Raw genomic sequence first — 26,713 nt, 5'->3', positions numbered from 1 at the left:
GCGGCGGGGACGGTCAGGCGCGGACGGCCTCGAGCGCGTCCAGGTCCAGCGCGGCCCCCATCGGCACGTCGCCCAGGGCGTCCTCGTCCACGCCCAGGTCGCGGTAGCAGCCCCGCAGGGCGGCCACGACCGCGCCGCACGCCCCCGAGTACGACCCGAGCGCCGCCGGTGCGAGCCGAGGCGTGCAGTGGACGTGGTGCGCGACCGCGGCCTCGTAGGCGGGCAGGTGCGGCGCGAGCGAGGGAGCCAGGCGACCTCCGAGCACGAGCACGTCGGGCTCGGCGGCGACCGTGACCGCGGTGAGCGCGATGACGAGGGCGCCGTCGAACTGCGCCCGCATGGACGCGACGGCCGGCGCCGTGGACGTGAAGAGATCGGCGGGCGAGCTCAGCGCGAGACCGGCCTCGGCGGCGCGGCGCATGATTCCCGGACCCGTGACCATGTGCTCGAGCCGGGTGCCGAGCGGGCCGACCGGCAGCTGGCCGAACTCGCCGACCACGCCGTGCGGGCCCTGCACCAGGACGCCCTGCCGGGCGAGCGCACCGCCGAGCCCGGTGCCGAACGTGAGGATGGCGGCCGCGGCCGCGCCGCGGGCCGCGCCGAAGCTCTGCTCGCCGAGCAGGGCGAGGTCGGCGTCGTTCAGCACGTGCAGGTCGACCCCGAGACGTTCGCGCAGCACGCGGACGAACGCCGGGTCCTCGACCTGGGGCAGGTTGTTGGCGTTGGTGACGACCGGACCGTCGGACTGCACGGCGCCGGGCAGGCCCAGGGAGACGGCCAGCAGGGGAGCGGACCCCTCGGCGAGGGCGAGCACCAGCTCGGCCAGCCAGGCGGCCAGGTCCGGGGCGTCCAGGCCGGTGGCGGTGTCGAGCTCGCGCACCGCGACCGGCGTGGCGACGAGGTCGGCCGCGAGCAGGCGGGTGCTGGTGGCTCCGAGATCGACACCGACGACGACGCCGCGCGACGCGTCGAGGTCGAGCGTGACCGCCCGGCGTCCACGCGTGCCCGCGACGACCGCGGCGCCCTCCCGGACCACGCCCGCCTCGACGAGGTGGTCGACGGCGCGCGAGACGGTCGCCGCGGACATGCCGGTCTCGGCCGCGAGCCGGGTCCGCGTGCTCGGACGCGACCGGACGAGCTGGGTGAGCACGGCGCGGTCGGCGGGCGGACGCCGCGTCTCGGGGGACGATTTGGTTTCCACAGTGCCGGAAAAGTAGCAGACCTGCGCGGCGCTCGGTCCGACCTTCGCGCCCCTTCCGAACAAATCTGGGCAAATCCCTTGACTTTGATTGCACGATGAAAGAAAAATCTGGGCAAGCCTTCCCCCGAGGCCGCCACCATCGAGAAGGATCTGCCCATGAACGCTCTTCGCCACCGTCGGCGCCGCGCCCTCGTCGGGACGCTCGCCGCCGCAGCCCTCGTGCTCTCGGCGTGCGCCTCCGGCGACGACGACGAGACCTCCTCCTCCGGACCCGCCTCCGAGCCGAGCCTGGAGTTCGTCGGCCCGAACGGCGAGAAGCCCGAGGGCCTGGACGCCCTCACGCTCTCGGCGGACGAGACCGAGAAGGTCGAGGCCGGCCAGCACACCGCCGCCTTCGTCTGGCACACGTCCTCGGAGTTCGTCTCCGCGGTCGAGAAGGGCGCCACGGAGGAGTTCGAGAAGCTGGGCATCGACGTCGTCTCCAGCACCCAGGCCGACTTCGACGCGGCCACGCAGGCCAACAACGTCGAGAGCGTCATGGCGCTCGACCCCGACGTCGTCGTGACGATCGCGGTCGACGCGACCTCGGCCAAGAAGGCCTTCCAGCCGGTCGTCGACGCGGGCAAGACGCTCGTCATCATGACCACGCCGCCGGCCGACTACGAGGCGGGCAAGGACTTCGTCTCGATCGTCACCGAGTCCCTCACCGACGCCGGCCGGGCCAACGCCGAGATCCTCGGCGACGCGCTCGACGGCAAGGGCAAGGTCGGCTACCTGTTCCACGACGCCGACTTCTGGTTCACCAACCAGCGCGACGAGGCGTTCCTGGACTGGACGGCGTTCTCCTACCCCGACATCGAGGTGGTGGCCGAGGAGGGGTTCGCCGACGAGTCGCGCACCGAGGAGATCGCCACGGCGATGCTGACGCGCAACCCCGACATCGAGGGCATCTACGTCTCCTGGGCCACCGCCGCCCAGGGTGTCGTCTCGGCCCTGCGCAACGCCGGTCGCAGCGACGTCAAGGTCGTCACCAACGACCTGGACGCCACGCTGGCCACGGACATGGCCGACGAGGGCAACGTGGTGGGCATGGTCGGCAACGGGTCGCTGGACATCGGTCGCGGCCTCGCGACCGCCGCCGCCTACGACCTGCTCGGCAAGCAGGCGCCCGCCCTGGTCGCCTCGCCGCCGGTCAAGGTCACCCTCGACAACCTCACCGAGGCCTGGCAGGCCGACTACGGCACCGAGCCGCCGGCCGCCGCCACGAAGTAACCAGGCTTCGTGGACGCCGCCGATCCCCGCGGTCGGCGTCCACGGCCCCGGGAGCCACGCGCTCCCACCCGGACACCGTGGGCGGGGGAGTCTTCCCCGAGATCCTTCGCCCACGGTCTCCCTCCCGCTCCTCGGGCGGGACGCCGTCCCCCGAGCGTCCCGCCCGAGGCCACCACCTTCCCCGCCCAAGGAGCCCGTCGTGCCCCACGTCCAGACCGTGCTCGGTCCGGTGGACCCGCAGACGCTCGGCCGCGTCATGCCCCACGAGCACGTCTTCTCGCTGCAGCCGGGCGACTGGGGCGCCGACGCGGTCGACGCGGCCGTCGCCGCGCTCCTGCCGCTGCGCGACCTCGGCTTCGGCACGGTCGTCGACCTGAGCCCGTACGGCGTCGTCGGTCGTGACGCGGACGGCGCGAACGTCGAGGCGCTGCGGGAGGTCGCCCGCCGCACCGGCCTGCACGTCGTCGCCGGCACTGCCGTCTACCTCGAGAGCTTCTCGCCCGACTGGGCCCGGGAGGCTTCCGTCGAGGAGCTCGCCGACCGCTTCGTCGCGGACGCGACCACCGGCATCGGCGCGACCTCGGTGCGCGCCGGCGTGCTCGGCGAGCAGGCCACCGGGCTGGGCGAGATCACCGACCACGAGGAGAAGGCGTTCCGCGCCGTGCTCCGGGCCCAGCGACGCACCGGCCTGGCCCTGTTCACGCACACGACCCACGGCACGATGGCCCATGACCAGGTCGACCTCGCCCTGGAGGAGGGCGCCGACCTCGACCGGGTCGTCATCGGCCACCTGGACACCCAGCTCGAGGTCGAGCCGGCCTTGTCGCTCGCCGAGCGGGGCGTGCTGGTCGCCGTCGACACGATCGGCAAGCAGGAGTGGGACTTCTTCCTCGGTCCCGCCGACACCGAGCGTCCCGAGGGCGAGTTCGCCAAGCGCGCCTTCCACCGGTCGGACGACCGGCGGGCCGACCTGGTCGCCGCCCTCGTCGCCGCCGGCCACGTCGAGCGCGTGGTGCTCGCCCAGGACCTCACGGGAGCCGAGTGCTGGATGAACCCCACGACCCACGGGACGCTCGGCTACCGGTACCTCGCCGAGCAGTTCGTCCCGCGCCTCCTCGCCCGCGGCGTGGGCGAGGACGCGGTCGAGACGATGCTGGCCCGCACGCCGGCGCGCCTGCTGACGGTCGAGGATCGCTCGTGACCGGCGTCTTCGTCGGCGTCGACCTCGGGGGCACCAAGATCCGCGCCGCGCTCGGCGACGGGCACGGCTCCGTCGACGCGCAGGTGGAGCTGGCCACCCACGCGGCCGGCCAGGACCTGGTCGAGCAGCTCACGTCGGCGGTGGACGCGGTCGCGCGCCGGGCCGACGTCGCCGTCTCCGACGTGGAGGCGACGGCCGTCGCCGGTGCCGGGGTGCCCGACCACGAGCGTGACAGCCTGGCGCTCGCCCCCAACCTGACGCTGCCGGCGGACGGTCTCGCGGCCGCCCTCGGCTCGCGTCTGGGCCACGCGGTCGTGCTGGAGAACGACGTCAACGCTGCCGCCCTGGGTGAGCTGCACGCGGGCGTCGGCCGCGAGGTCGACTCCTTCGTCTTCGTGGCCGTCGGCACCGGCATCGGCATGGGGGTGGTGGCCGACCGCCGGCTCCTGCGCGGCGCGCGTGGGGGCGCCGGCGAGATCGGCTACCTGCCGCTGGGCCGCGACCCGCGCGACCCGGGTCACCGCGTCCGCGGTCCGCTCGAGGACGCGGTGTCGGGCCCGGCCATCGCGGCCGAGTACGCGCGGCGCACCGGCGACCGTCTGGCGACCCGCGAGGTCTTCGCCCGCCTCGCCACCGACGCCGACGCTCGCGACGCGGTGCGCGGGGCCGCCCGGCACCTGGCCGAGGCGCTCGTCGCCGTCCACGCCGTGGTCGACCCCGCCTGCCTGGTGCTGGGTGGTGGGGTCGGGTCGCGGCACGACCTGCTGGACCTCGTGCGTGCCGAGCTGACGCTGCTCGGCCACGACCTCGACCTGCGGCACAGCGCCGTCGCCGGCGACCCTGCGCTCGTCGGGGCGCTGCGGCTCGCCGCCCAGGCTCATCTCACGGAAGGAAGTCCGTCATGACCACGGCCCTCGACCGCCTCGGGACGCGTTGGCGCGACTACGTCGTCTACCTCGGCTTCGTGCTCGTCTTCGCCTACTTCGCCCTGACCCAGACCGAGTACTTCCTCACCACGACGAACCTCACCAACATCGTGGTGCAGGCCGCTCCGATCACCGTCATGGCCGTCGGCACGGTCTTCGTGCTGGCGACCGGCGAGATCGACCTGTCGATCGGCTCGACGGTCGCCGTCGCGGCCCTGGGCAGCGCGATGGTGCTCGAGTCCACCGAGGCCTGGTGGCTGGCGGCGCTCGCCGGGCTCGGCATCGGCGTCCTCATCGGCGCGGTGAACGGCTTCTTCATCACCGTGGTCCGGCTGCCGTCGTTCCTGGTCACCCTCGCGACGATGGGGCTGCTGGTGGGCGTGGCCCGCCAGATGACCGACCTGAAGTCGGTGCCGGTGGTCGACGACACGTTCGTGTGGCTGTTCGGCGGCGGCGACCTGCTCGGCGTGTCGATCATGGTCTGGTGGACGGTCGTCGTCGTGGCCGTCGGCTGGCACGTGCTGCGCCAGCGACGGTTCGGTGCCCATGTCCTGGCCGTCGGCAACGACGCCCGCGCCGCGGGCGTCAGCGGGGTCAAGGTCAACCGCGTGCGCATGGGCGTGTTCATGATCAGCGGCGCGGCCGCCGCGCTCGCCGGCGTCCTGTACAGCGGGCGCCTCCAGGGTGCTCGGTACACCCTGGGTGAGAGCGACATGATGTCCGTCCTCGCCGCGGTCATCGTGGGCGGCACCGCGCTGGCCGGCGGCAAGGCGGCCATGATCGGTGCCCTCGTCGGAAGCCTGCTCATGGCGATGATCAACAACGGCCTCATCCTGGCCGGCCTCAACGTCTCCCAGCAGATGATCGTGCGCGGCGTCATCATCCTCGTCGCCGTCTCGCTCTCGCTGCGCGCCAAGAAGACCGTCTAGGAGTCACCGTGTTCCTGCAGACCCTGCGCCGCCGCAACCCGGCACTGCTCGAGGCCGCCGCCGCGCTCCACCAGTCCGGCGAGGTGCCGGCCAACTCCACCGTCCTGGACCTGGACGCGATCGAGCGCAACGCTCGCACGCTCGCGTCGGAGGCGGCCCGGCTGGGGCTCCGTCCCTTCGCCATGACCAAGCAGATCGGCCGCAACCCCGACGCGTCCGAGGCCATTCGCCGCGGTGGCATCGACGCGGCCGTCGCCGTCGACCTGGAGTGCGGCATCGCGGCCGCCGCCGGCGGCCTGCGCACCGGCCACCTCGGGCACCTCGTCCAGGTGCCACGCTCGCGGGCCGACGAGGCCGCGGCCCTCACGCCGGACTTCTGGACGGTCTTCAGCCTGGAGAAGGCGCGGGAGGCCGGTGCCGCGGCCCGCCGCGCCGGACGTACGCAGCGGGTGCTCGCGCGCCTCTCCGCGCCGGGGGACCGCTTCTACCGGGGCCACGAGGGCGGGTTCGACGCCGCCGACGTGGTGCGCGTCGCCGACGAGCTCGACGCCATCGACGGAGTCGAGCTGGCCGGCGTGACCACCTTCCCGACGCTGCTGTTCGACCGCGAGTCCGGCGAGGTCCGTCCGACCCCGAACCTGGCCACCGTGGAGGCGGCCCGTCGCGCGCTGGAGGCGGCCGGACGCACCGACGTGGAGATGAACACGCCCGGCACCACCTCCTCGGCGGTGCTCGCGACCCTCGCCGCCGCGGGATCGACCCAGGTCGAGCCGGGGCACGGGCTGACCGGCACGACGCCGCTGCACGCGGTGCAGGACCTCGCCGAGGAACCGGCGCTGGTGTACGTGAGCGAGGTGTCCCACCTGCACGGCGGCGACGCCTTCGTGTTCGGCGGTGGCCTCTACGCCGATCCCGTGCTCGGACCGGTGCCCACGACGGTCCTGGTCGTGCCGCGGGGCGGTGGCCTGGCGGACGCCACCGAGATGACGATCGAGATGCCTGCTCCCGAGGCCATCGACTACTACGCGGTCATCGAGTCCCCACCGGTGACGGTGTCGCCGGGCGACACCGTGCTGTTCGGGTTCCGACCGCAGGTCTTCGTGAGCCGCAGCCTCACCGTGGGGCTGTCGGGCGTGGGGACCACACCCACTGCCCATCGCGCCTGGGCCGCCAACGGCGCCCCGGTGCTGACCGTCGACGACGCCCTGCGCGGGCTGGAGGGAGCACGATGACCACCGAGTCCGCCCTGGAGCTGCGGGGCATCCACAAGCAGTTCGGCGCCGTGACGGCGATCGAACGGTTCGACCTCGACGTCGCTCCGGGCGAGATCGTCGCACTCGTCGGCGACAACGGCGCCGGCAAGTCCACGCTCGTCAAGATCATCTCGGGTCTCTACCAGCCCACGGACGGGGAGATCCGGCTGAGCGGCGAGCCGGTCTCGTTCCGCGACGCCTCGGACGCTCGCGCGCACGGCGTCGAGGTCGTCTACCAGGACCTCGCGCTCGTCGACCAGCAGCCGGTGTACATGAACCTGTTCCTGGGCCGAGAGCTCACCAAGGGGCCGCTGCGGACGCTCGACCGAGCCCGCATGGCCCGGGAGACGCAGGACCTCGTCACCGAGCTGGACGTCCGGATCCCGTCGCCGCACGCCACGCTCAGCGACCTGTCCGGCGGCCAGCGACAGGGCATCGCGATCGCTCGCGCCACCCACTGGGCTCGTGGCCTCGTGCTCATGGACGAGCCGACCGCCGCCCTCGGCGTCGCCGAGACCGCGAAGGTCGAGGAGACGATCCTGCGGCTCAAGGCACGCGGCGCCGCGGTGCTGATCGTGTCGCACAACCTCGAGCAGGTCTTCCGCGTCGCCGACCGCGTGACGGTGCTGCGCCGAGGCACCCAGGTCGGCACCCGGCGCATCGACGAGGTGGCCAAGAACGACCTCGTCGCGATGATCACGGGCCTGGCGCAGTGACGGTCCCCGGCGCCCACATGCGGGCCGAGGTCGCCGAGCAGCCGGACGTCTGGCGGCGGCTCGTGCGCGACGCGCGCGGACCGCTCGACGAGGCGGCCGCGCTCGTCCGCTCGACCGACCCCGAGCTGCTGCACCTTGTCGCGCGCGGCTCCAGCGACCACGCCGCGCTGTACGGGCAGTACCTGGCGGCGGCTGAGCTGGGTGTCCCGGCCGTGCACTCCACGCCGAGCCTGGTGACGGTCTTCGAGCGGGGCTCCCGGTTCCCCCGGACGATCCAGGTGGCGCTCTCCCAGTCCGGGGCGTCGCCCGATCTCGTGGCGACCGCCCGCGCCGCACGGGAGACCGGGGTCCGCGCGATTTCGATCACCAACACCCCGGACAGCCCGCTGGCGGTCGAGGCGGACGTGCACGTGTCGCTCGACGCGGGGGACGAGCTGTCGGTCGCCGCGACGAAGAGCTACACCGCCGAGCTGCTGGCCCTCTACCTGCTCGTCGGTCGCGTGGCCGGACGCTCGTGGGACGACCTGGAGGCAGCGGTCGGCCGGCTCGCGGAGGTGGGCGACGTCCTCGTCGAGGTCGCGTCGTCGTGGGCGGCGTCCGCCGCGCCGACGCTCGCCGGCGAGGACCGAGCGCTCCTGGTCGGACGCGGGTTCTCGATGGCCTCGGCGAAGGAGGGCGCGCTCAAGCTCATCGAGACCTCCGGGCTCGCGGCCTCCGGCTGGAGCTCGGCCGACGCCCGGCACGGTCCGGTGGGCCAGGTGCAGGACGGCACGCCGGTCGTCGGGCTCGGTCTCGGCACGCCCGGCGGCGGCTCCACGCGCGAGCTGCTCGACCACGTCCGCATCCTGGGCGCGCGCACGCTGGCCGTCGGCGGTCGCACCGACCACGAGGACGTGCCGGTGCCCGGTCTCGACGGGCTGGAGGACGCGCTCGTGCCGGTCGCCGAGATCGTCCCGGTCCAGGCGCTCGCGCTGGAGCTCAGCCTGAGCCGTCACCGCGACCCGGACCGCCCCGAGGGCCTGTCCAAGGTGACCCGGACCCGCTGAGGAGCCGCTGCGCGACGCGGCCCCCACGACGAGCGTCGTGGGGGCCGCGTCGCGTCCGGGACGTCCTACGCCGTCGGCGTGGCCGCGGTGAGGTCCTTGGGCCACCACGCCGGGAGCAGGCTCACGTAGACCCGCATGAAGTCGTCGACCTTCGGCGCGGGGGAGTCCAGCCACCCCTCGATGACGCCGACCGTGCCGTCGGCGATGAAGCGCGCGGCCGCGTCGGCGACGACGTCGTCGGGCACGCCCGGCACCGGCACGCGGACGTCCACACGGGCGAGCTCGCTGAGCATCCGGCTCGTCTCCAGGAAGTGGCCGCTGAGCATCGCGTGCAGGCTGGCCGCCCCGCTGCCGGCGCCGAGCCCGCGACGGTAGATGTCGGCGTGCCGCTCGACGTGGTCGAGCACCGCCTGCGTCGTGCGGGTGACCGCCTGGGCCACGTCGGTCGTCGTGTCGGCCAGCAGCTCGTCGCGCAGCGCGTCCAGCTCGCCCACGAGCGCCTGCTGGAGCAGCGCGACGGGGGAGGCGGCGTGCTCGTAGAACGTCGACCGGTGCACGCCGGCCGCCGCGGCGACCTGCGTGACCGACAGCTCGTCCACCGGCCGCGCGTCCGCCAGCTCCAGCACCGTCGTGTGCAGCCGCTCGCGGGTGCGCCGCTGTCGTGCGTCCATGACCCCACCTCCGCGCGGAATGATTCCGCACCGGAGTAGGTTGGGGAAAGTAACCGACAGTTGTCGGATACGTGGATCAGGGCGCCGCCCGTCGCGACGCCAGAAGGAGGAACCCCATGGCTACGTACGACGTGGCGGACCGCTCGGCGATCGTGACCGGCGCGGGATCGGGCATCGGGCGCGCGGTCGCCACCCTGCTCGCGCAGAACGGAGCGGCCGTCCTGGTCGCCGACATCTCCCAGGACGCGGCCGACGCCGTCGTCGAGGAGATCACCACCGCGGGCGGGACGGCTCGCGCGTTCGTCGGCGACGTGGCCGCCGACGGCGTCGCCGAGGCGATGGTCGCCGCGGCCGAGGAGCTCGCGCCGCTGCGCGTCGCGGTGAACAACGCCGGCATCGGCGGCCCAGCCGAGACGGTCGGCGACTACCCGCAGGACGCCTGGCGCAAGGTGATCGAGGTCAACCTCAACGCCGTCTTCTACGGCGTCCGTGCGCAGGCCCCCGCGATGGCCGCGAACGGCGGCGGCGCGATCGTCAACATGGCGTCGGTGCTCGGCTCGGTCGGCATCCCCGGCTCGTCGGCCTACGTCACGGCCAAGCACGGCCTGCTCGGCCTGACCAAGAACGCCGCGCTGGAGTACGGCACGCAGCAGGTCCGCGTCACCGCGGTGGGCCCGGGCTTCATCGCCACCCCGCTGCTCGAGGCCAACCTCGACGCCGCCGCCCAGCAGGCGCTCGCCGACAAGCACGCGGCCGGCCGGCTGGGCACGTCCGACGAGGTCGCGAACCTCGTGGCCTTCCTGGTGTCGGACGCCGCGACGTTCGTGACCGGCAGCTACCACCTCGTGGACGGTGGCTACGCCGCGCAGTGACCACGACGTGACGAGGCCCCGCCGGAGATGCTCCGGCGGGGCCTCGTGCGTCGATCAGGCGGTCGCGGTCTCGCGGGTGCGGCGCTGCTCCACCACGAGAGCGACGAGCGCCAGCAGCGACAGGGCGGCCACGCCGAGGCCGAACGACTCGGCCGCGGCCTCCAGCCCCCACTCCTGGGCCGCGACGCCCGCGCCGATGACGGGCAGCGAGATCGCCACGTACCCGACGATGAAGAACGCCGAGCTGACGCCGGCGCGCTGGTGCGGCTGCACCCGCTCGAGCAGCGACGCCAGGCCCTTGCCGAAGCTCAGGCCCTGGCCGGGGCCGATGAACAGGGCGGACGCCAGCAGGACGGCGTAGGACTCCGTCCAGAGGCCGGCCACCAGCACGAGCGAGCCCAGCGCGAGCAGCGCGCACCCCAGGGTCACGCCGGTCGTGGTGGAGACGCCGCGCAGCACGACCTGGGCGACGACCGACACCAGGAGCGCCAGGACGATGACCGAGTCCTGCACGAGGGCCGACGGGTCGTCCAGCACCTCAGCGACGAGGCGCGGGGAGACGGCGGTCAGCAGGCCGGTCACGGCGAAGCCGGCGAATCCCGCGATGCCGGCGGCGACGAAGGCCTGCCGGATGCTCGCCGGGACCTCCGGCTTCTGCAGGCTGAGCCGGGCGCCGGGGACCCGCTCGACCGTCTCGGGCACGCCGCAGACGAGCACCACCGCGACGAGCGTGAGCACGGCGTGGACGACGAACGTGAGGTGCAGCGTCCAGGGACCGAGGTCGACGAGCAGGCCGGCGAGCAGCGGACCGAGGCCGAGTCCGCCGATGTTGGCGGCGGTCGCGGCGACCGGCGCCCAGGCGCGGCGCCGCTCCGGCGCGGCCTCGACGACCGCGGCCGTGGCGGTGCCGACGAACACGCCGGCCGAGATGCCCGACAGCACCCGCCCCAGGAGCAGGATCCACGTCGCGTCCGCGACCAGGAAGACCAGGTCGCTGGCCAGCGCGAAGGCCAGGCCGCCCAGCAGCAGCGGGCGGCGCCCCACGGCGTCCGACCAGCGGCCGGTGACGAGCAGCGCCGCCAGGACGCCCATCGCGTACACCGCGAAGATCACCGTCGACGTGCTCAGCGAGAAGCCCAGCTCGGCCTGGTAGTGCGTGTAGAGCGGGGTCGGCATCGTCGTGCCGATCATGGTGACGGTGAAGGCGAGCACGAGGGCCCACAGGGCCCGCTCGCCGCGCAGGAAGGTCACGGGCGCAAGCCTGCCACCGGGCCCCACGGACCGGGACGTCGGCTCGGGACGACACGAGAAGTTAACCGGCAGGTGCTGTACCGGCCGGACGGTACAGCGGTACGCTGCCTGTGACGCACGTCACCTCGTGCGTCGATCGCCCGCGCGCCGCGAACCGGCACGCCGACGGACAGGAGCGTCCATGTCGCGCATCATCAACCAGGTCGCCGTGCTCGGCCTGGGCAAGGTCGGCGAGCTCGTCGCCACCCTCCTCACCGAGTCCGGGTTCAAGGTCGTCGGCCTCGACGCCGCCCGCCGCGAGTGCCCCGGCCTCGAGGTGCACCAGCTGGACGCGTCCGACCGGGGCGCCCTGCGCGAGGCGCTGCGCGGCGTCGACGCGGTCGTCTCGTGCCTGCCCTTCCACGCCAACATCCCGGTCGCCGAGACCGCCCACGAGCTCGGGGTGCACTACTTCGACCTCACCGAGGACGTCCCCACCACCGACCGCATCATCCAGCTCGCCGCGCAGGACGCCCGCGGGCTCATGGCGCCGCAGTGCGGCCTGGCGCCCGGCCTGGTCGGCATCGTCGCCGCGTCCCTGGCCGAGCAGTTCGACTCGCTGCGCTCGATGGAGCTCAAGGTCGGCGCGCTGCCGCAGAACCCCACGGGCCTGCTCGGCTACGCGTTCACGTGGTCGGCCGAGGGCGTCGTCAACGAGTACCTCAACGACTGCGAGGTCGTCCGCGGCGGACGCCGGCAGCTCGTCCCGGCCATGAGCGACGACGAGCGCGTCGTGCTCGGCGGCCTCGAGCTGGAGGCGTCGCTGACGTCCGGCGGCCTGGGCACGATGTGCCGCACCTACGAGGGCCGCGTCGACCGGCTCGACTACAAGACGATGCGCTACCCGGGTCACTTCGCCCAGATGCGGTTCCTGTTCGACGAGCTCGGCCTGCGCACCGACCGCGAGCTCGCCGGACGCATCCTGCAGGACGCCAAGCCGCCGGTCGACGACGACGTCGTGCACGTCCACGTCGCCGTGGAGGGCGTGCGCGACGGACGTCCGGCCCGCGCCAACCACGTCCGCAGCTACCTGCCGATCGAGATCGCCGGACGCACCTGGCGCGCCATCTCCTGGACGACCGCCGCGTCGTGCGTCGCGGTCGTCGAGCTGGTCGCCGACGGGGTGCTGCCGGCGTCTGGTTTCCTGAGGCAGGAGGACGTCGCGCTGGCCGACCTGCACGCCACCAAGGCCGGCGCGCTGCTCGCCCGACCCACCCAGACCGGAAGGCCCGCATGACCACCTCGCTGGACGCCCTGACCACCGACCTGCTCGCGCGCCTGGGCGTCGGTGACCCGTTCGACGCCGACGGCACGCTCGTCGCCCGCACCCCGGTCGACGGCAGCGAGCTCGGCCGCCTGGTGGAGCACACCGCCCAGGACGTCGCCGACGTCGTCGGCCGCTCGCACGCCACGTTCCTGCAGTGGCGCAGCGTGCCCGCCCCCGTCCGCGGCCAGGTGGTGCGCGAGATGGGCGAGCTGCTGCGCGAGCACAAGGAGGACCTGGGCCGGCTCGTGTCGATCGAGGCGGGCAAGATCCTGTCCGAGGGCCTCGGCGAGGTGCAGGAGATGATCGACGTCTGCGACCTGGCCGTCGGCCTCTCGCGCCAGCTGCACGGCCTCACGATTGCCTCCGAGCGTCCGGGCCACCGGATGATGGAGCAGTGGCACCCGCTGGGCGTCGTCGGCGTCATCTCGGCCTTCAACTTCCCGGTGGCCGTCTGGTCCTGGAACTCCGCGCTGGCGCTCGTCTGCGGCGACCCGGTGGTCTGGAAGCCGTCGGAGAAGACCGTCCTGACCGCGCTGGCCTGCCAGGCCATCGCCGCCGAGGCCGGTCGCCGCGCCGGCGCGCCCGAGGGTCTGGTCGAGGTGCTCGTCGGCGGGCGTGAGGTGGGCGAGGCGCTCGCGGACGACCCGCGCGTCCCGCTGGTCTCGGCCACCGGTTCGACCCGCATGGGCAAGCAGATCGCCCCGCGCGTCGCCGCCCGCCTGGGCCGCTCGCTGCTCGAGCTCGGCGGCAACAACGCCGCCGTCGTCGCGCCGAGCGCCGACCTCGACCTGGCCGTGCGCGGCATCGTGTTCTCGGCCGTCGGCACGGCCGGGCAGCGCTGCACGTCGCTGCGCCGGCTCATCGTCCACGAGTCGGTCCGCGCCGAGCTCGTCGAGCGGCTCGCCAAGGCCTACGGCACGCTCGCGATCGGCTCGCCGCTGGAGGACCGGACGCTCGTCGGCCCGCTCATCGACGCGTCCGCCCGCGAGGCGTTCGAGGCTGCGATCGCCCAGGCCCAGGCCGACGGCGGCACGCTCGTGACCGGCGGCGGCGTCGCCCCGGTCAAGGGCGGCGGCCAGTACGTCGAGCCGGCCATCCTCGACATGCCGGCGCAGACTGACGTCGTCCGCACCGAGACGTTCGCGCCGATCCTGTACGTCCTGGGCTACGAGACGCTCGACGAGGCGATCGCGCTGCACAACGACGTGGCGCAGGGCCTGTCGTCGGCGATCTTCACCCTGGACGTCCGCGAGGCCGAGACGTTCGTGTCGGCCGTCGGCTCGGACTGCGGCATCGCCAACGTCAACATCGGCACGTCCGGCGCGGAGATCGGCGGTGCGTTCGGCGGCGAGAAGGAGACCGGTGGCGGCCGCGAGTCCGGCTCGGACTCCTGGCGCGCCTACATGCGCCGCGCGACGAACACGATCAACTACTCCACCGAGCTGCCGCTGTCCCAGGGGGTCGAGTTCGTGTGAGCCCCGCGGTCACGTCGACGACGCTGAGGGCGCGGTTCGCCGCCGCGCTCTCGGCGCTCTACGGCACCGAGGTGCCGGCCTACACGACCCTCGTCGAGGTGTCCGAGGAGGTGAACGCCGAGGTGCTGGAGCGCCTCGGCGACGCCGCCGAGCGGCTCGGCACGATCGACCGGGTCACCGCCGAGCGGCACGGCGCCATCCGGGTCGGCACGCCCGAGGAGCTCGCGCAGGTCGCGCGCGTCTTCGGGGCCTGCGGCATGCACCCGGTCGGCTTCTACGACCTGCGCGAGGCGACGCCGCCCATCCCGGTGGTCTCGACGGCGTTCCGCCCGGTCGACCGTGCCGAGCTGGCCGCCAACCCGTTCCGCGTCTTCACCTCGCTGCTCGTCGTGGACGACCGCCGCTTCTTCGACGAGTCGCTGGAGGCCGAGCTGCGCGCGTTCCTGGGCGCGCGCCGGCTGTTCCCCGACGAGCTCCTGGCGCTGGCCGACGTCGCCGAGCGCGACGGCGGGCTGTCCGATGCCGACGCCGACCGCTTCCTGGAGCTGGCCACCGCGGCGTTCGCGCTCTCGCCCGAGCCGGTCGACCGGGCCTGGTACCAGCGCCTGGAGGACGTCTCGAGCGTCGCGGCCGACATCGGCGGCGTCACCACGACCCACATCAACCACCTGACGCCGCGGGTGCTCGACATCGACGCCCTGTACGAGCGCATGCAGCAGCGCGGCATCGAGATGATCGACCGCATCCAGGGTCCGCCGCGCACCGACAAGCCGGACGTCCTGCTGCGCCAGACGTCGTTCCGGGCCCTGGCCGAGCCGCGGCGCTTCCGCGAGCCGGACGGCTCGGTCGTCGAGGGGCACCTGCGCGTGCGCTTCGGCGAGGTCGAGGCCCGCGGCGTCGCGCTGACGCCGGAGGGCCGCGCGCTCTACGACGGGCGGGGGATCGACGCCTTCCCGCAGACGGAGGCCGAGCTGGACGCCGCCAACCTCGCCTACTACGTGCGCGACGAGCGTGGCGAGCTGCAGCCGATCGTCTACGAGGACTTCCTGCCGAAGTCCGCCGCGGGCATCTTCGCCTCCAACCTCACGAGCGAGGGCCGGGCCGACGCCACGCGCCGGGCGGCCGCCCGCGACGCCGCGTGGATGCAGGACGTCCTCGGGCGCGAGCTGCGCGACCCGTACGCGCTGTACGAGGCCGAGCGCGCCGCGTCCCGCTGAGGAAAGGGCCCCGGACGCAGGTGACCCCGGCGAGGGTGGAGCCTCCCGGGGTCGTGGCCGCGCACCCGGCGAGAGGTGGCGACCCCCTGAGCGTAGGCCCGAGGGGGACGTTCATCCAAGTCGGCGCCGTCTCGACGCGGGCGGGCAGGCCCGGCGTGGGGGAGAGGCCGGTGTCGGCGCCGGGTGGCACGATGGTGCGGTGAGCCTCTACCGCGACCAGGCCGTCGTCCTGCGCACGCACAAGCTCGGTGAGGCCGACCGCATCATCACGCTGCTGGCCCGCGAGCGCGGGCTCGTCCGCGCCGTCGCCAAGGGCGTGCGCAAGACGTCCTCGCGCTGGGGCGCCCGGCTCGAGCCGTTCATGCACGTCGACCTGCAGCTGGCCGAGGGGCGCAGCCTCGACACGATCACCCAGGCGGTCACGCTGTCGGCGTTCGCCAAGGACCTCGGCGCCGACTACCCGAGCTACACCGCCGGCTCGGCCATGCTCGAGACCGCCGAGCGGCTCGTCGACGGCGACGGCGAGCCCGCCGTGCAGCAGTACCAGCTGCTCGTCGGGGCGCTCAACGCCCTGGCCATGCGCCGGCACAGCCCGGGGCTCATCCTCGACTCCTACCAGCTGCGCGCCCTGTCGGTCGCCGGCTACGCCCCGACCTTCGCCGCCTGCGCGCTGTGCGGGCTCGAGGGACCGCACCGCAACTTCCATGTCCCGTCCGGCGGCACCCTGTGCGACCGCTGCCGCGTCCCCGGCTCGTCCACGCCCGCCGCCGCCACCGTCGAGCTGCTCGGTGCGCTGCTGGCCGGCGACTGGCCGGTCGCCGACACCTCCGACGACCGGTCCCGGCGCGACGCCAGCGGCCTGGTCTCGGCCTACCTGTCCTGGCACCTCGAGCGCGGCCTCCGCTCGCTGGCGCACGTCGATCGCTGAGGCCCCACCGATGACCTACCGCGCGCCCACCCCGCACCCGAGCGGGGCCACCGCCCCGAGCCTGCCGGCCGAGCTCGTCCCCGCCCACGTGGCGATCGTCATGGACGGCAACGGCCGCTGGGCGAAGGCCCGCGGCCTGCCCCGCACCGCCGGCCACGAGCGCGGCGAGGCGGCGCTGTTCGACGTCGTCGAGGGCGCGGTCGAGATCGGCGTGAAGGCGGTCAGCGCCTACGCCTTCTCCACCGAGAACTGGAAGCGCTCGCCCGAGGAGGTGCGCTTCCTCATGGGCTTCAACCGCGACGTCATCCGTCGCCGGCGCGACGAGATGCACGCCCTCGGCGTCCGCGTGCGCTGGGCCGGCCGCCGCCCACGGCTGTGGCGCTCGGTCATCCGCGAGCTCGAGATCGCCGAGGAGCTGACGAAGCACAACACGCGCTGCACCCTCACCATGTGCGTCAACTACGGCGGACGCGCCGAGATCGCCGACGCCGCGGCCGCGTTGGCCCGCGACGTGAAGGCGGGCCGGCTCGACCCCGAGAAGGTCACCGAGAAGGTCTTCGCCCGCTACCTCGACGAGCCGGACATGCCCGACGTCGACCTGTTCTGGCGCACGTCCGGCGAGCAGCGCACCAGCAACTTCCTGCCGTGGCAGGCGGTCTACGCCGAGATGGTGTTCAGCGACATCGCCTGGCCCGACGTCGACCGGCTCGCGCTGTGGGCCGCGGTCGAGGAGTACGCGCGCCGCAACCGCCGCTACGGCAGCGCCTGAGCCTGCCGTCGTCGGTCCCCGGACAGAGTCGAGCCCGCCCGGGGTGCCGGACGGGCTCGGTCTCCCTGCCTGGGGGGTCAGGGCTTGAGGACGACCTTCACGTGGCCGTCGGCCTTCTTCTGGAACCGGTCGTACGCCATGGGCGCCTGGTCCAGGGGCAGGTGGTGGGTGGCGAAGCCGTCGACGCCCAGCGGGTCGTCGTCGGTGAGCAGCGGCAGGATGTCGTCCGCCCAGCGCTTCACGTTCGCCTGGCCCATGCGCAGCTGGATCTGCTTGTCGAACATGCGCATCATCGGCATCGGGTCGGCCATGCCGCCGTAGACGCCCGACAGCGACACGGTGCCGCCGCGGCGCACGAGGTCGATCGCGGTGTACAGCGCGCCGAGCCGGTCGATGCCGGCGGTCTTCATCATCGGCGCCGAGATCGCCGACGGCAGCAGGCCGGTCATCTTCTGCATCACCTTGGCGACGGGGGAGCCGTGGGCCTCCAGGCCGACCGCGTCCACCACCGAGTCCGGGCCGCGTCCGTCGGTGAGGCTCAGCACGACGTCGCGCAGGTCGTCGCCGTGCTCGCGCAGGTCGATGACGTGGACGCCGCGGGCGCGGGCGCGCTCGAGCCGCTCGGGCACCAGGTCGATCGCGATGACCTTCTCGACGCCGCGCTGGTGGGCGACGCGCGTGGCCATGTCTCCGATCGGGCCGAGGCCCAGGACGAGCAGCGTGCCGCCGTCCGGCACGTCGGCGTACTCGACGGCCTGCCACGCCGTCGGCAGCACGTCCGACAGGTACAGGAAGCGGTCGTCGTCGGGGCCCTCGGGGACCTTGATGTGGGTGAACTGGGCCTGCGGGACGCGCAGGTACTCGGCCTGGCCGCCGGGCACCGAGCCGTACAGCTCGGAGTAGCCGAAGATGGCGGCGCCGGTGCCCTGCTCGCGCACCTGCGTGGTGTCGCACTGGGTCATGAGGCCCTGTCCGCACGGCACGCACGAGCCGCACGAGATCTGGAACGGGATGACGACGCGGTCGCCGACCTTGAGGTCGCCGACGCTCGAGCCGACCTCCTCGACGACGCCCATGGGCTCGTGGCCCAGCACGTCGCCGGGCTTCATGAACGGGCCGAGCGGCTCGTACAGGTGCAGGTCGGAGCCGCAGATCGCCGTGGACGTGATCTTGATGATCGCGTCGGTCGGCTGCTCGATGCGGGGGTCGGGCACCTCCTCGACCGAGACGTTGCGCGTGCCCTGCCAGGTGACTGCCTTCATGTAGGTCGCTCTCCCTCTTCGCGGTCGGACGACCCGGGCGTACCCGGTCGGGAGCGGGGCAAACGCCGGGGCGGGCGCCCGTGCGTGCGGCCGATAGGCTGGCGGACGTGCGTATCGCCAGGTTTGCCGGGGACGACGATCCCCGATTCGGAGTCGTTGGAGAGGAGGACGGCGTCCCCACGATCGCCGTCCTCAAGGGAGACCCGCTCTACGCGGGGTTCGAGCTGACCGGTCAGAAGGTGAAGGTCGAGGACGTCCGCCTGCTCGCCCCGGTCATCCCGCGGAGCAAGGTGGTGGGCATCGGTCGCAACTACGCCGACCACGCCGCGGAGCTGGGCAACGACGTGCCCGAGACGCCGCTCGTCTTCCTCAAGCCGAACACGAGCGTCATCGGTCCCGGCGAGCCGATCTTCCACCCCGAGCAGAGCTCGAACGTCCACTTCGAGGGCGAGCTCGCCGTCGTCATCGGCCGCATCTGCAAGGACGTGCCGGCCGCCGACGCGAGCAAGGTGATCTTCGGCTACACGGTGGCCAACGACGTCACCGCGCGCGACCTGCAGAAGAGCGACGGGCAGTGGGCCCGGGCCAAGGGCTTCGACACGTTCTGCCCGATCGGCCCGTGGATCGAGACCAACCTCGACCCGGCCGACCTGCGCGTGACGACGACGGTCAACGGCGAGACCAAGCAGGACGGTCGCACGTCCGACATGGTCCACAAGGTCGCCGACCTCATCGCGTACGTCTCGTCCTTCATGACCCTGCTGCCGGGCGACCTGCTGCTCACCGGGACGCCCGCGGGCGTCGGCCAGGTGACGCCGGGCGACTCCGTCAGCATCACGATCGAGGGTCTCGGCACCCTCACGAACCCGGTGGTGGATGCCTCGTGACCTACTCGACCGTTCCCGGCCCCGGCGACCGTCCCGTCGTCGGACGTTTCTGCCCGTCGCCCACGGGAAACCCGCACGTCGGCATGGCCCGCACGGCGCTGTTCAGCTGGGCGTTCACCCGGCACCACGGCGGGAAGTTCGTCTTCCGCATCGAGGACACCGACGCCAGCCGTGACTCCCAGGAGTCCTACGACCTGCTGCTGGACGTCATGCGCTGGCTGGGCCTGGACTGGGACGAGGGCCCGGTCGTCGGCGGCCCGAACGGCCCGTACCGCCAGTCCGAGCGCATGGACGTCTACGCCGACGTCGCGCAGCGCCTGCTCGACGCGGGCCTGGCCTACCAGGCGTACGACACCGCCGAGGAGCTCGAGGAGCGCCGCGAGAAGGCGCGCGCCGAGGGGCGTCCGAGCGGCTACGACGGCCTGCACCGCGACCTGACCGACGAGCAGCGCGCGGCGTTCGAGGCCGAGGGACGCGAGCCGGTCGTCCGGTTCAAGATGCCCCGCCGCGACTACACGTTCGACGACCTCGTCCGCGGACCGATCACCTTCGGCGAGGCGGACGTCCAGGACTTCGTCATCGTCCGGGCCAACGGCCAGCCGCTGTACACGCTGACCAACCCGACCGACGACGCGATGATGGGCATCACCCACGTGCTGCGCGGCGAGGACCTGCTCAGCTCGACCCCGCGCCAGATCGCGCTGTACGAGGCGTTCGCGCAGATCGGCGTCGGCCAGGGCTTCGTGCCGGCCTTCGGCCACCTGCCGTACGTCATGGGTTCGGGCAACCGGAAGCTCTCCAAGCGCGACCCCGAGTCGAACCTGCTCGGCTATCGCGACCAGGGCTTCCTGCCCGAGGGCCTGCTGAACTACCTGGCGCTGCTGGGCTGGTCGCTGGACGCCGAGCGCGACGTCTTCACGCTGGCCGAGATGGTCGAGGCGTTCGAGATCAGCCGGGTCAACCCGAACCCCGCGCGCTTCGATCTCGACAAGTGCACGGCGATCAACGGCTCGCACGTACGCCTGCTGCAGCCGGCCGAGCTCGTCGACCGCCTGGTCCCGCTGTTCCAGGCCGAGGGACTCGTCGCGGACCCGCCGACCGAGTTCCAGCTCGGTCTGCTCACCGCCGCGGCGCCGCTCGTGCACGAGCGCATGGCGCTGCTCAGCGAGGGCGTCTCGATGCTGCGCTTCCTGTTCGTCTCCGACGAGGCGTTCACGGTCGACGAGGCCGACCGGGCCAAGCAGCTCGACGAGAAGGGCCTGGACGTCGTCCGGGCCGCGCGCGAGGCGTTGTCCGGCCTGACCACCTGGTCGACCGCGACGATCGAGGGCGCCCTGCGTGCGTCCCTCATCGACGACCTGGGGCTCAAGCCGCGCGTCGCCTTCGGGCCGGTGCGGGTGGCCACGACCGGCAGCCGCATCTCCCCGCCGCTCTTCGAGTCGCTGGAGCTGCTCGAGAAGCGCCGCACGCTGGCGCGGCTCGACGCGGCCCTGGCCTGACGATGGGTGACCCCGGTTTGGGACGCGCCGGGGTCGTCGGGTAACGTTGTCTCTCGGTTCGCCGGACGAAAGTCCGCGGCACCGGTGGGGTATGGTGTAATTGGCAACACGGCTGATTCTGGTTCAGTTGTTCTAGGTTCGAGTCCTAGTACCCCAGCTTCGAGAACTCCGGTTCTCGTCTCCTGGCCCCGTTGTGTAGCGGCCTAGCACGTCGCCCTCTCAAGGCGGTAGCGCGGGTTCGAATCCCGTCGGGGCTACCAGGAACGCAAGGCCCCCGAGCATCGCTCGGGGGCCTTCGTCGTGTCCCGGACCAGGGCCGCTCGGGTTTACCTGGGGCCCCAGGTAGACCCGACCGCCCTCGGTCTGCAGACCTGGGGGAGTCGAGGACGCCTGGGGCGGTGGTGGGTCCGGGGAGCGACGGACGTCACCGCCCCCGGATTCGAACCTGCGGTGACGCGCTGGTAAAGTTCTCTTCGGCTCAGGCGCTCCGGTGCCCGAGCCGCGCACGTGGCCCCGTTGTGTAGCGGCCTAGCACGTCGCCCTCTCAAGGCGGTAGCGCGGGTTCGAATCCCGTCGGGGCTACCACGTCGCGAAGGCCCCCGAGCATCGCTCGGGGGCCTTCGTCGTCCCTGTCGGAGCCACTCCCACGTCCGCGTCCGATTCCCGCCAGAACCGGTGGGGGAGAGGCGTCATGATGGAGGCGTGACCGACCTCCACGAGCAGCGCCACCGCGCCGTCGCCGCCCGCGACGCGCGGTTCGACGGCGTCTTCTTCACGGCGGTGCGCACGACCGGCATCTACTGCCGTCCGTCGTGCCCCGCGGTCACGCCGCGCATCCAGAACGTCGAGTTCTACGTCACCGCGGCGGCCGCGCAGGACGCCGGGTACCGCGCCTGCCGGCGCTGCCGGCCCGACACCGTCCCCGGCTCCCCGGAGTGGGACGTGCGGGCGGACGTCGTCGGGCGCGCGATGCGGCTCATCGGCGACGGCGTCGTGGAGCGCGACGGCGTCGGTGGCCTGGCCTCGCGGCTCGGCTACAGCACCCGGCACCTGACCCGTCTGCTCACCGACGAGCTGGGCGCCGGTCCGCTCGCCCTCGCCCGCAGCAACCGGGCGCAGACGGCGCGGCTGCTGATCGAGACCACGGCCATGGCGATGGCGGACGTGGCGTTCGCCGCCGGCTTCTCCTCGGTGCGCCAGTTCAACGACTCCGTCCGGGCGGCCTACGGCATGACGCCGCGCGAGCTGCGGACCCGAGGGGGACGCGCGCCGGCCGCCGCGGGCACGCTGTCGCTGCGTCTCGCCGTCCGCCAGCCGTTCGCGGCCGGGCCGATGCTGGAGTTCCTGGCCGACCACGTCGTGCCCGGGATGGAGACCGTCGAGGACCGCACCTACGTGCGCACCGCGCGGCTGCCGCACGGCCACGCCGTCGTCGCGCTGACGCTGCACGACGACCACGTCCGCTGCGACCTCGAGCTCGACGACCTGCGCGACACCGCCGTCGCCGTCGGCCGCGCCCGTCGACTGCTGGACCTGGACGCCGACCCGCTCGCGATCGACGAGCTGCTGGCCGCCGACCCGGGCCTCGCGCCCCACGTCGCCGCCGAGCCCGGCCTGCGCGTCCCCGGCTCGATGGACGGGTTCGAGACCGCGACCCGGACGATCGTCGGCCAGCAGGTCTCGCTGGCCGGCGCGGCGACGGTGCTGGGCCGTCTGGTCGCCGCCCACGGCGAGCCCGTCGACCTCCCGCTGGCCCGCCGGCACGGGCTCGACCGGGCCTTCCCGTCGCCGGACGTCGTGGCCAAGGTGCCGGCCGAGTCGCTGGTGATGCCGCGGTCGCGAGCCCGCGCGCTCGCCGGGCTGGGCCGCGCGGTCGACGCCGGCGACCTGGCCCTCGACCCCGGCGCCGACCGCGACGAGGCCCGCACCGCCATGCTGGCGCTGCCCGGCGTGGGACCCTGGACCGCCGACTACGTGCTCATGCGCGGCCTGTCCCACCCCGACGTCCTGCTCACCACCGACCTGGTCCTGCGCCGTGAGCTGGAGCGTCGCGGCCTCGGACCCGACGACACCGACCGGTGGCGCCCGTGGCGCTCCTACGCCGGCATGCACCTGTGGCGGGCCGCGGCCTCGCCCGTCCCCGAGAGGAACCGACCATGACGACACGCTGGATGGACTCGCCGATCGGCGGCCTGCGCCTGCACGCCCGCGCCGGCCTGCTCGCGGCGATCAAGTTCGACGCCGAGCCGCGCGGCACCCGCGTCGCCGACCCGGTGCTGGACGACGCCGAGCGCCAGCTCGCCGAGTACTTCGGCGGCGACCGGCGCGACTTCGACCTGCCGCTGGCCAGCGAGGGCACGGCGTGGCAGCAGAAGGTCTGGGGCGAGCTGCGCCGCATCCCGTTCGGCGAGACCGCGAGCTACGGCGAGATCGCCCGCCGCCTGGGCTACGAGCCCGTCGTGTCGCGGGCCGTCGGTGCCGCCAACGGACGCAACCCGATCCCCATCGTCGTGCCGTGCCACCGCGTCATCGGCGCGGACGGCACGCTGACCGGCTACGCCGGCGGCCTGGACCGCAAGCGGACGCTCCTCGCCCTGGAGCAGCCCGGCCTGTTCTGAGCCGGGCACCGGCGCGTTCGCCGCGCGTTCACCTGGGTACGGCAGGCTCGACGCAGGAGGTTCCCCATGGGCAAGAAGGACGCGGCTCGGCGCGAGATCGCCGAGCTGGAGGCCAAGGTCGACAGCTACCGGCAGAAGGTCAAGGCGCTGAAGGCCGCCGCGCAGGAGTCCGCCGACGACGCGGACCGCTGGAAGGCCAAGGCCAAGGAGCACAAGCGCCGCTCGAACGAGTCGCGCGAGGCGGCCCGCCGGGCGCTGGAGGTGGCGGCCAAGGCCGAGAAGCAGGCCCGCAAGGCGCAGAAGAAGGCGAAGAAGGCGCTCGCGTCGGTGACCGAGCACGCCGAGACGCCGCTCGCCCCGGTGCCCGACCTGCCGGCGGAGAGCACGCCCGACGTGCCCGGAGTCGACGAGCAGCCGCTCGCGGCCCGGGCGCTCGAGCCCGCGGTCATGGTGCCGGCCGACGAGCCCTACGCGACGTGGAGCCTGACCCGCCTGCGAGCCGAGGCCCGTGCGCAGGGCGTCACCGGCTACTCGCGCATGCCGCGCGAGCAGCTGCTGCTCGCGCTCGGCACGCGGTAGCGGCTAGCCCTCGTTCGACCGCCGCAGCGACTGCGACAGCCGCTCGGCGGCGGCGACGACGGCCGGGGCGTGCATGCGTCCGGGCTGGCGGGTGAGCCGCTCCAGCGGGCCCGACACCGACACCGCGGCGACGACCTTGCCGGAGGGGGAGCGGACGGGCGCGGACACCGAGCCGACGCCGGCCTCGCGCTCGCCGACGCTCTGCGCCCAGCCGCGACGCCGGACGGCCGACAGCTCGGCCGCCGAGAACGTCGCCTTCACCAGGCCCTTGTTCATGCGCTCGGGGTCCTCCCAGGCCAGCAGCACCTGGGCCGCCGAGCCGGCCGACATCGTCAGCTGCGAGCCGACCGGGATCGAGTCGCGCAGGCCCGTGGGACGATCGGCCGAGGCCACGCACACGCGGGCGTCGCCCTGGCGGCGGTACAGCTGGGCCGACTCGCCCGTGATGTCGCGCAGGCGGGCGAGCACCGGTCCGGCGGCGGCCAGCAGCCGGTCCTCGCCGGCCGCGGCGGCCAGCTCGCCCAGGCGCGGGCCGAGGATGAAGCGTCCCTGCATGTCGCGGGCCACGAGCCGGTGGTGCTCGAGCGCGACCGCCAGGCGGTGAGCCGTCGGGCGGGCCAGTCCGGTGCCCGCCACGAGCCCGGCGAGCGTCTGCGGTCCCGGCTCCAGAGCGGCCAGGACGAGTGCGGCTTTGTCCAGAACGCCGACTCCGCTAGAGTTGTCCATGTCTTGATACTGCCGTATCGCATTGTGAGACGCAAGTGCGACACGACTCAGGACGGACGAACCACCAGCCGAGGAGCCAGACATGGGCAAGACGCTTGCTGAGAAGATCTGGGACGACCACGTCGTCCGCAGTGCCGACGGAGAGCCGGACCTGCTCTACATCGACCTGCACCTCATCCACGAGGTCACCAGCCCCCAGGCGTTCGACGGACTCCGTCTCTCGGGCCGTCCCGTCCGCCGGCCGGACCTGACGCTGGCCACCGAGGACCACAACATCCCGACGACCGACCTCGACAAGCCGATCGCCGACCTCGTCTCGCGCACGCAGGTCGAGACGCTGCGCCGCAACGCCGAGGAGTTCGGCGTCCGGCTGCACCCCATGGGCGACATCGACCAGGGCATCGTCCACGTCGTCGGCCCGCAGCTGGGCCTGACCCAGCCGGGCATGACGATCGTCTGCGGCGACTCGCACACGTCCACGCACGGCGCCTTCGGCTCGATCGCGTTCGGCATCGGCACGTCCGAGGTCGAGCACGTGCTGGCCACGCAGTCGCTGTCGCAGGCCAAGCCGAAGATGATGGCCGTCGAGGTCGTCGGCGACCTGCCCGAGGGCTCGACCGCCAAGGACCTGATCCTGGCGCTCATCACCCAGGAGACCACCGGCGGCGGCCAGGGCTACATCGTCGAGTACCGCGGCGACGCCATCCGCAAGCTCTCGATGGAGGCGCGGATGACCATCTGCAACATGTCCATCGAGTGGGGCGCCAAGGCCGGCCTCATCGCGCCGGACGACACCACCTTCGACTACCTGCAGGGCCGTCCGCACGCCCCGCAGGGCGAGGCCTGGGACGAGGCCGTGGCCTACTGGCGCAGCCTGGGCACCGACGACGACGCCGTCTTCGACAAGGTCGTCACCATCGACGCCAGCACCATCACCCCGTTCGTCACCTGGGGCACCAACCCCGGCCAGGGCGTCGCGCTGTCCGGCGACGTGCCCGACCCGGCCTCGTTCGAGGACCCCAACGAGCGCGTCGCCGCCGAGCGGGCGCTGGAGTACATGGGCCTGACCGCCGGCACGCCGATGCGCGACATCGCCGTCGACACGGTGTTCATCGGCTCGTGCACGAACGGCCGCATCGAGGACCTGCGGGTCGCCGCGAGCCTGTTCGAGGGCCACAAGGTCGCCGAGGGCACCCGCGTGCTCGTCGTCCCCGGCTCGGTGCGGGTGCGCCTGCAGGCCGAGCAGGAGGGCCTGGACGTGGTGTTCAAGGACGCCGGCGCCGAGTGGCGCGGCGCGGGCTGCTCGATGTGCCTGGGCATGAACCCCGACCAGCTGACGCCGGGGGAGCGGAGCGCCTCGACGTCCAACCGCAACTTCGAGGGTCGCCAGGGCAAGGGTGGTCGGACCCACCTGGTCTCGCCCGAGGTGGCCGTCGCCACCGGCGTGCTGGGGCACCTCGCCTCGCCCGCCGACCTGCAGCAGCTGTCGAAGGCAGGAGCCTGATCATGGAGAAGTTCACCGCGCACACCGGTGTCGGCGCCCCGCTGCGCCGCAGCAACGTCGACACCGACCAGATCATCCCGGCGGTCTACCTCAAGCGGGTGACCCGCACCGGCTTCGAGGACGGCCTGTTCTCGGCCTGGCGCAACGACGAGTCGTTCGTGCTGAACCAGGACGCGTACACGAACGCCACCGTGCTGGTCGCCGGACCCGACTTCGGCACCGGCTCCTCGCGTGAGCACGCCGTCTGGGCGCTCATGGACTACGGCTTCAAGGCGGTCATCTCGCCGCGCTTCGCCGACATCTTCCGCGGCAACTCCGGCAAGGCCGGCCTGGTGGCCGCCCAGGTCGACGAGGACGTCGTCGAGCAGCTGTGGGCGTACCTGGAGGCCGACCCGGGGGCCAGCATCACGGTCGACCTGGAGTCGCGCACCGTGCGGGCCGGCGACCTCGAGGCGCCGTTCCACATCGACGACTACACCCGCTGGCGCCTGCTCGAGGGCCTGGACGACGTCGCGATCACGCTGTCGCACGACGACGACATCAGCGCCTACGAGGCGCGCCGCCCGGCCTTCAAGCCGGCGACGCTCCCGGCCCGCTGAGCCGGC

25 protein-coding genes and 3 tRNA genes are annotated in these 26,713 nt (G+C 73.2%); 23 read left to right on the top strand and 5 right to left on the bottom strand.

Annotated elements, in window-relative coordinates; translation table 11 throughout:
- Nucleotides 1-13 precede the first annotated feature (13 nt).
- Nucleotides 14-1,201 carry an ROK family transcriptional regulator gene (locus E0W78_RS14010; RefSeq protein WP_165570518.1) on the bottom strand — a complete coding sequence of 396 codons (1,188 nt, stop codon included), beginning with the start codon at nucleotides 1,199-1,201 and terminating at the stop codon, nucleotides 14-16.
- Between the two features lie 156 nt (nucleotides 1,202-1,357).
- Here E0W78_RS14010 and E0W78_RS14005 point away from each other — a divergent pair, with 156 nt between their 5' ends.
- The 7 genes from E0W78_RS14005 (at nucleotide 1,358) to E0W78_RS13975 (ending at nucleotide 8,544) form a co-directional block, all read left to right on the top strand.
- Nucleotides 1,358-2,473: a substrate-binding domain-containing protein gene (locus E0W78_RS14005; protein WP_131404561.1), complete on the top strand. Its 1,116-nt coding sequence runs from the start codon at nucleotides 1,358-1,360 to the stop codon at nucleotides 2,471-2,473.
- A gap of 199 nt (nucleotides 2,474-2,672) precedes the next feature.
- A complete protein-coding gene (locus E0W78_RS14000; RefSeq protein WP_131404560.1) occupies nucleotides 2,673-3,674 on the top strand; it encodes an aryldialkylphosphatase in 1,002 nt (333 codons plus the stop codon).
- Nucleotides 3,671-4,579, top strand: coding sequence for an ROK family protein (locus tag E0W78_RS13995; protein WP_131404559.1), 909 nt, complete (start codon nucleotides 3,671-3,673; stop codon nucleotides 4,577-4,579). The genes E0W78_RS14000 and E0W78_RS13995 overlap by 4 nt, the downstream gene beginning before the upstream one ends.
- Nucleotides 4,576-5,529, top strand: coding sequence for an ABC transporter permease (locus tag E0W78_RS13990; protein WP_131404558.1), 954 nt, complete (start codon nucleotides 4,576-4,578; stop codon nucleotides 5,527-5,529). Before E0W78_RS13995 ends, E0W78_RS13990 begins: the two co-directional genes overlap by 4 nt.
- An 8-nt stretch (nucleotides 5,530-5,537) precedes the next feature.
- Nucleotides 5,538-6,761 (top strand): alanine racemase, encoded by a 1,224-nt coding sequence (locus E0W78_RS13985; RefSeq protein ID WP_131404557.1) that lies wholly within the window; start codon nucleotides 5,538-5,540, stop codon nucleotides 6,759-6,761.
- Nucleotides 6,758-7,498, top strand: coding sequence for an ATP-binding cassette domain-containing protein (locus E0W78_RS13980; RefSeq protein WP_131404556.1), 741 nt, complete (start codon nucleotides 6,758-6,760; stop codon nucleotides 7,496-7,498). The genes E0W78_RS13985 and E0W78_RS13980 overlap by 4 nt, the downstream gene beginning before the upstream one ends.
- Entirely contained in the window at nucleotides 7,495-8,544 is a 1,050-nt protein-coding gene (locus tag E0W78_RS13975; RefSeq protein WP_131404555.1) for an SIS domain-containing protein, read from the top strand. Before E0W78_RS13980 ends, E0W78_RS13975 begins: the two co-directional genes overlap by 4 nt.
- 65 nt (nucleotides 8,545-8,609) lie before the next feature.
- Here the strand turns inward: E0W78_RS13975 and E0W78_RS13970 are convergent, their stop codons facing one another.
- Nucleotides 8,610-9,215 carry a TetR/AcrR family transcriptional regulator gene (locus E0W78_RS13970; RefSeq protein ID WP_131404554.1) on the bottom strand — a complete coding sequence of 202 codons (606 nt, stop codon included), beginning with the start codon at nucleotides 9,213-9,215 and terminating at the stop codon, nucleotides 8,610-8,612.
- 116 nt (nucleotides 9,216-9,331) lie between these two features.
- Here E0W78_RS13970 and E0W78_RS13965 point away from each other — a divergent pair, with 116 nt between their 5' ends.
- Nucleotides 9,332-10,087, top strand: a complete 756-nt coding sequence (locus tag E0W78_RS13965) for an SDR family NAD(P)-dependent oxidoreductase (protein ID WP_131404553.1) — start codon at nucleotides 9,332-9,334, stop codon at nucleotides 10,085-10,087.
- 54 nt (nucleotides 10,088-10,141) lie between these two features.
- Here the strand turns inward: E0W78_RS13965 and E0W78_RS13960 are convergent, their stop codons facing one another.
- Complete coding sequence (locus tag E0W78_RS13960) at nucleotides 10,142-11,338, bottom strand: MFS transporter (RefSeq protein ID WP_242686361.1); 1,197 nt, start codon at nucleotides 11,336-11,338, stop codon at nucleotides 10,142-10,144.
- Between the two features lie 181 nt (nucleotides 11,339-11,519).
- Between E0W78_RS13960 and E0W78_RS13955 the strand changes: the two genes are divergently transcribed.
- The 5 genes from E0W78_RS13955 (at nucleotide 11,520) to E0W78_RS13935 (ending at nucleotide 17,033) form a co-directional block, all read left to right on the top strand.
- Nucleotides 11,520-12,614: a saccharopine dehydrogenase C-terminal domain-containing protein gene (locus E0W78_RS13955; RefSeq protein ID WP_131404552.1), complete on the top strand. Its 1,095-nt coding sequence runs from the start codon at nucleotides 11,520-11,522 to the stop codon at nucleotides 12,612-12,614.
- On the top strand, nucleotides 12,611-14,119 hold the full coding sequence (locus E0W78_RS13950) for an aldehyde dehydrogenase family protein (RefSeq protein WP_131404551.1): 1,509 nt from the start codon (nucleotides 12,611-12,613) through the stop codon (nucleotides 14,117-14,119). The genes E0W78_RS13955 and E0W78_RS13950 overlap by 4 nt, the downstream gene beginning before the upstream one ends.
- Nucleotides 14,116-15,336, top strand: coding sequence for a VOC family protein (locus E0W78_RS13945; protein ID WP_207392775.1), 1,221 nt, complete (start codon nucleotides 14,116-14,118; stop codon nucleotides 15,334-15,336). The genes E0W78_RS13950 and E0W78_RS13945 overlap by 4 nt, the downstream gene beginning before the upstream one ends.
- A 199-nt stretch (nucleotides 15,337-15,535) precedes the next feature.
- Nucleotides 15,536-16,264: a DNA repair protein RecO gene (recO, locus tag E0W78_RS13940; protein ID WP_131404550.1), complete on the top strand. Its 729-nt coding sequence runs from the start codon at nucleotides 15,536-15,538 to the stop codon at nucleotides 16,262-16,264.
- A gap of 10 nt (nucleotides 16,265-16,274) precedes the next feature.
- Nucleotides 16,275-17,033, top strand: coding sequence for an isoprenyl transferase (locus E0W78_RS13935; protein WP_131404549.1), 759 nt, complete (start codon nucleotides 16,275-16,277; stop codon nucleotides 17,031-17,033).
- 77 nt (nucleotides 17,034-17,110) lie between these two features.
- On the opposite strand, the gene E0W78_RS13930 is transcribed toward E0W78_RS13935, so the two are convergent.
- Entirely contained in the window at nucleotides 17,111-18,295 is a 1,185-nt protein-coding gene (locus E0W78_RS13930) for a zinc-dependent alcohol dehydrogenase (protein ID WP_131404548.1), read from the bottom strand.
- A 107-nt stretch (nucleotides 18,296-18,402) separates the two neighbouring features.
- Between E0W78_RS13930 and E0W78_RS13925 the strand changes: the two genes are divergently transcribed.
- From E0W78_RS13925 to E0W78_RS13890, 8 genes are all read left to right on the top strand, one after another.
- Nucleotides 18,403-19,182 (top strand): fumarylacetoacetate hydrolase family protein, encoded by a 780-nt coding sequence (locus E0W78_RS13925; RefSeq protein ID WP_131404547.1) that lies wholly within the window; start codon nucleotides 18,403-18,405, stop codon nucleotides 19,180-19,182.
- Nucleotides 19,179-20,681, top strand: coding sequence for a glutamate--tRNA ligase (gene gltX / locus E0W78_RS13920; protein WP_131404546.1), 1,503 nt, complete (start codon nucleotides 19,179-19,181; stop codon nucleotides 20,679-20,681). The genes E0W78_RS13925 and gltX overlap by 4 nt, the downstream gene beginning before the upstream one ends.
- 85 nt (nucleotides 20,682-20,766) lie before the next feature.
- Nucleotides 20,767-20,838 (top strand) — tRNA-Gln (locus tag E0W78_RS13915).
- A 27-nt stretch (nucleotides 20,839-20,865) separates the two neighbouring features.
- Nucleotides 20,866-20,941 (top strand) — tRNA-Glu (locus tag E0W78_RS13910).
- Nucleotides 20,942-21,190: 249 nt separating this feature from the next.
- A tRNA-Glu gene (locus tag E0W78_RS13905) sits at nucleotides 21,191-21,266 on the top strand.
- 117 nt (nucleotides 21,267-21,383) lie between these two features.
- On the top strand, nucleotides 21,384-22,841 hold the full coding sequence (locus tag E0W78_RS13900) for an AlkA N-terminal domain-containing protein (RefSeq protein WP_131404545.1): 1,458 nt from the start codon (nucleotides 21,384-21,386) through the stop codon (nucleotides 22,839-22,841).
- A complete protein-coding gene (locus E0W78_RS13895) occupies nucleotides 22,838-23,299 on the top strand; it encodes a methylated-DNA--[protein]-cysteine S-methyltransferase (protein ID WP_131404544.1) in 462 nt (153 codons plus the stop codon). The genes E0W78_RS13900 and E0W78_RS13895 overlap by 4 nt, the downstream gene beginning before the upstream one ends.
- Before the next feature lie 66 nt (nucleotides 23,300-23,365).
- Nucleotides 23,366-23,878: a hypothetical protein gene (locus tag E0W78_RS13890; protein WP_131404543.1), complete on the top strand. Its 513-nt coding sequence runs from the start codon at nucleotides 23,366-23,368 to the stop codon at nucleotides 23,876-23,878.
- A 3-nt stretch (nucleotides 23,879-23,881) separates the two neighbouring features.
- Here E0W78_RS13890 and E0W78_RS13885 read toward each other — a convergent pair whose 3' ends face one another.
- A complete protein-coding gene (locus tag E0W78_RS13885; protein WP_038951850.1) occupies nucleotides 23,882-24,604 on the bottom strand; it encodes an IclR family transcriptional regulator in 723 nt (240 codons plus the stop codon).
- Nucleotides 24,605-24,686: 82 nt separating this feature from the next.
- Here E0W78_RS13885 and leuC point away from each other — a divergent pair, with 82 nt between their 5' ends.
- Nucleotides 24,687-26,108 carry a 3-isopropylmalate dehydratase large subunit gene (gene leuC, locus E0W78_RS13880; RefSeq protein WP_131404542.1) on the top strand — a complete coding sequence of 474 codons (1,422 nt, stop codon included), beginning with the start codon at nucleotides 24,687-24,689 and terminating at the stop codon, nucleotides 26,106-26,108.
- Between the two features lie 2 nt (nucleotides 26,109-26,110).
- On the top strand, nucleotides 26,111-26,707 hold the full coding sequence (leuD, locus tag E0W78_RS13875; protein WP_131404541.1) for a 3-isopropylmalate dehydratase small subunit: 597 nt from the start codon (nucleotides 26,111-26,113) through the stop codon (nucleotides 26,705-26,707).
- The last annotated feature ends 6 nt before the right edge of the window (nucleotides 26,708-26,713 follow it).

It is taken from the genome of Aeromicrobium sp. IC_218 (assembly GCF_004336805.1).
Classification (GTDB): Bacteria; Actinomycetota; Actinomycetes; order Propionibacteriales; family Nocardioidaceae; genus Aeromicrobium.
The sequence above is the reverse complement of the archived record's forward strand: the minus strand, read 5'-3'. Positions and strand labels throughout refer to the sequence as shown.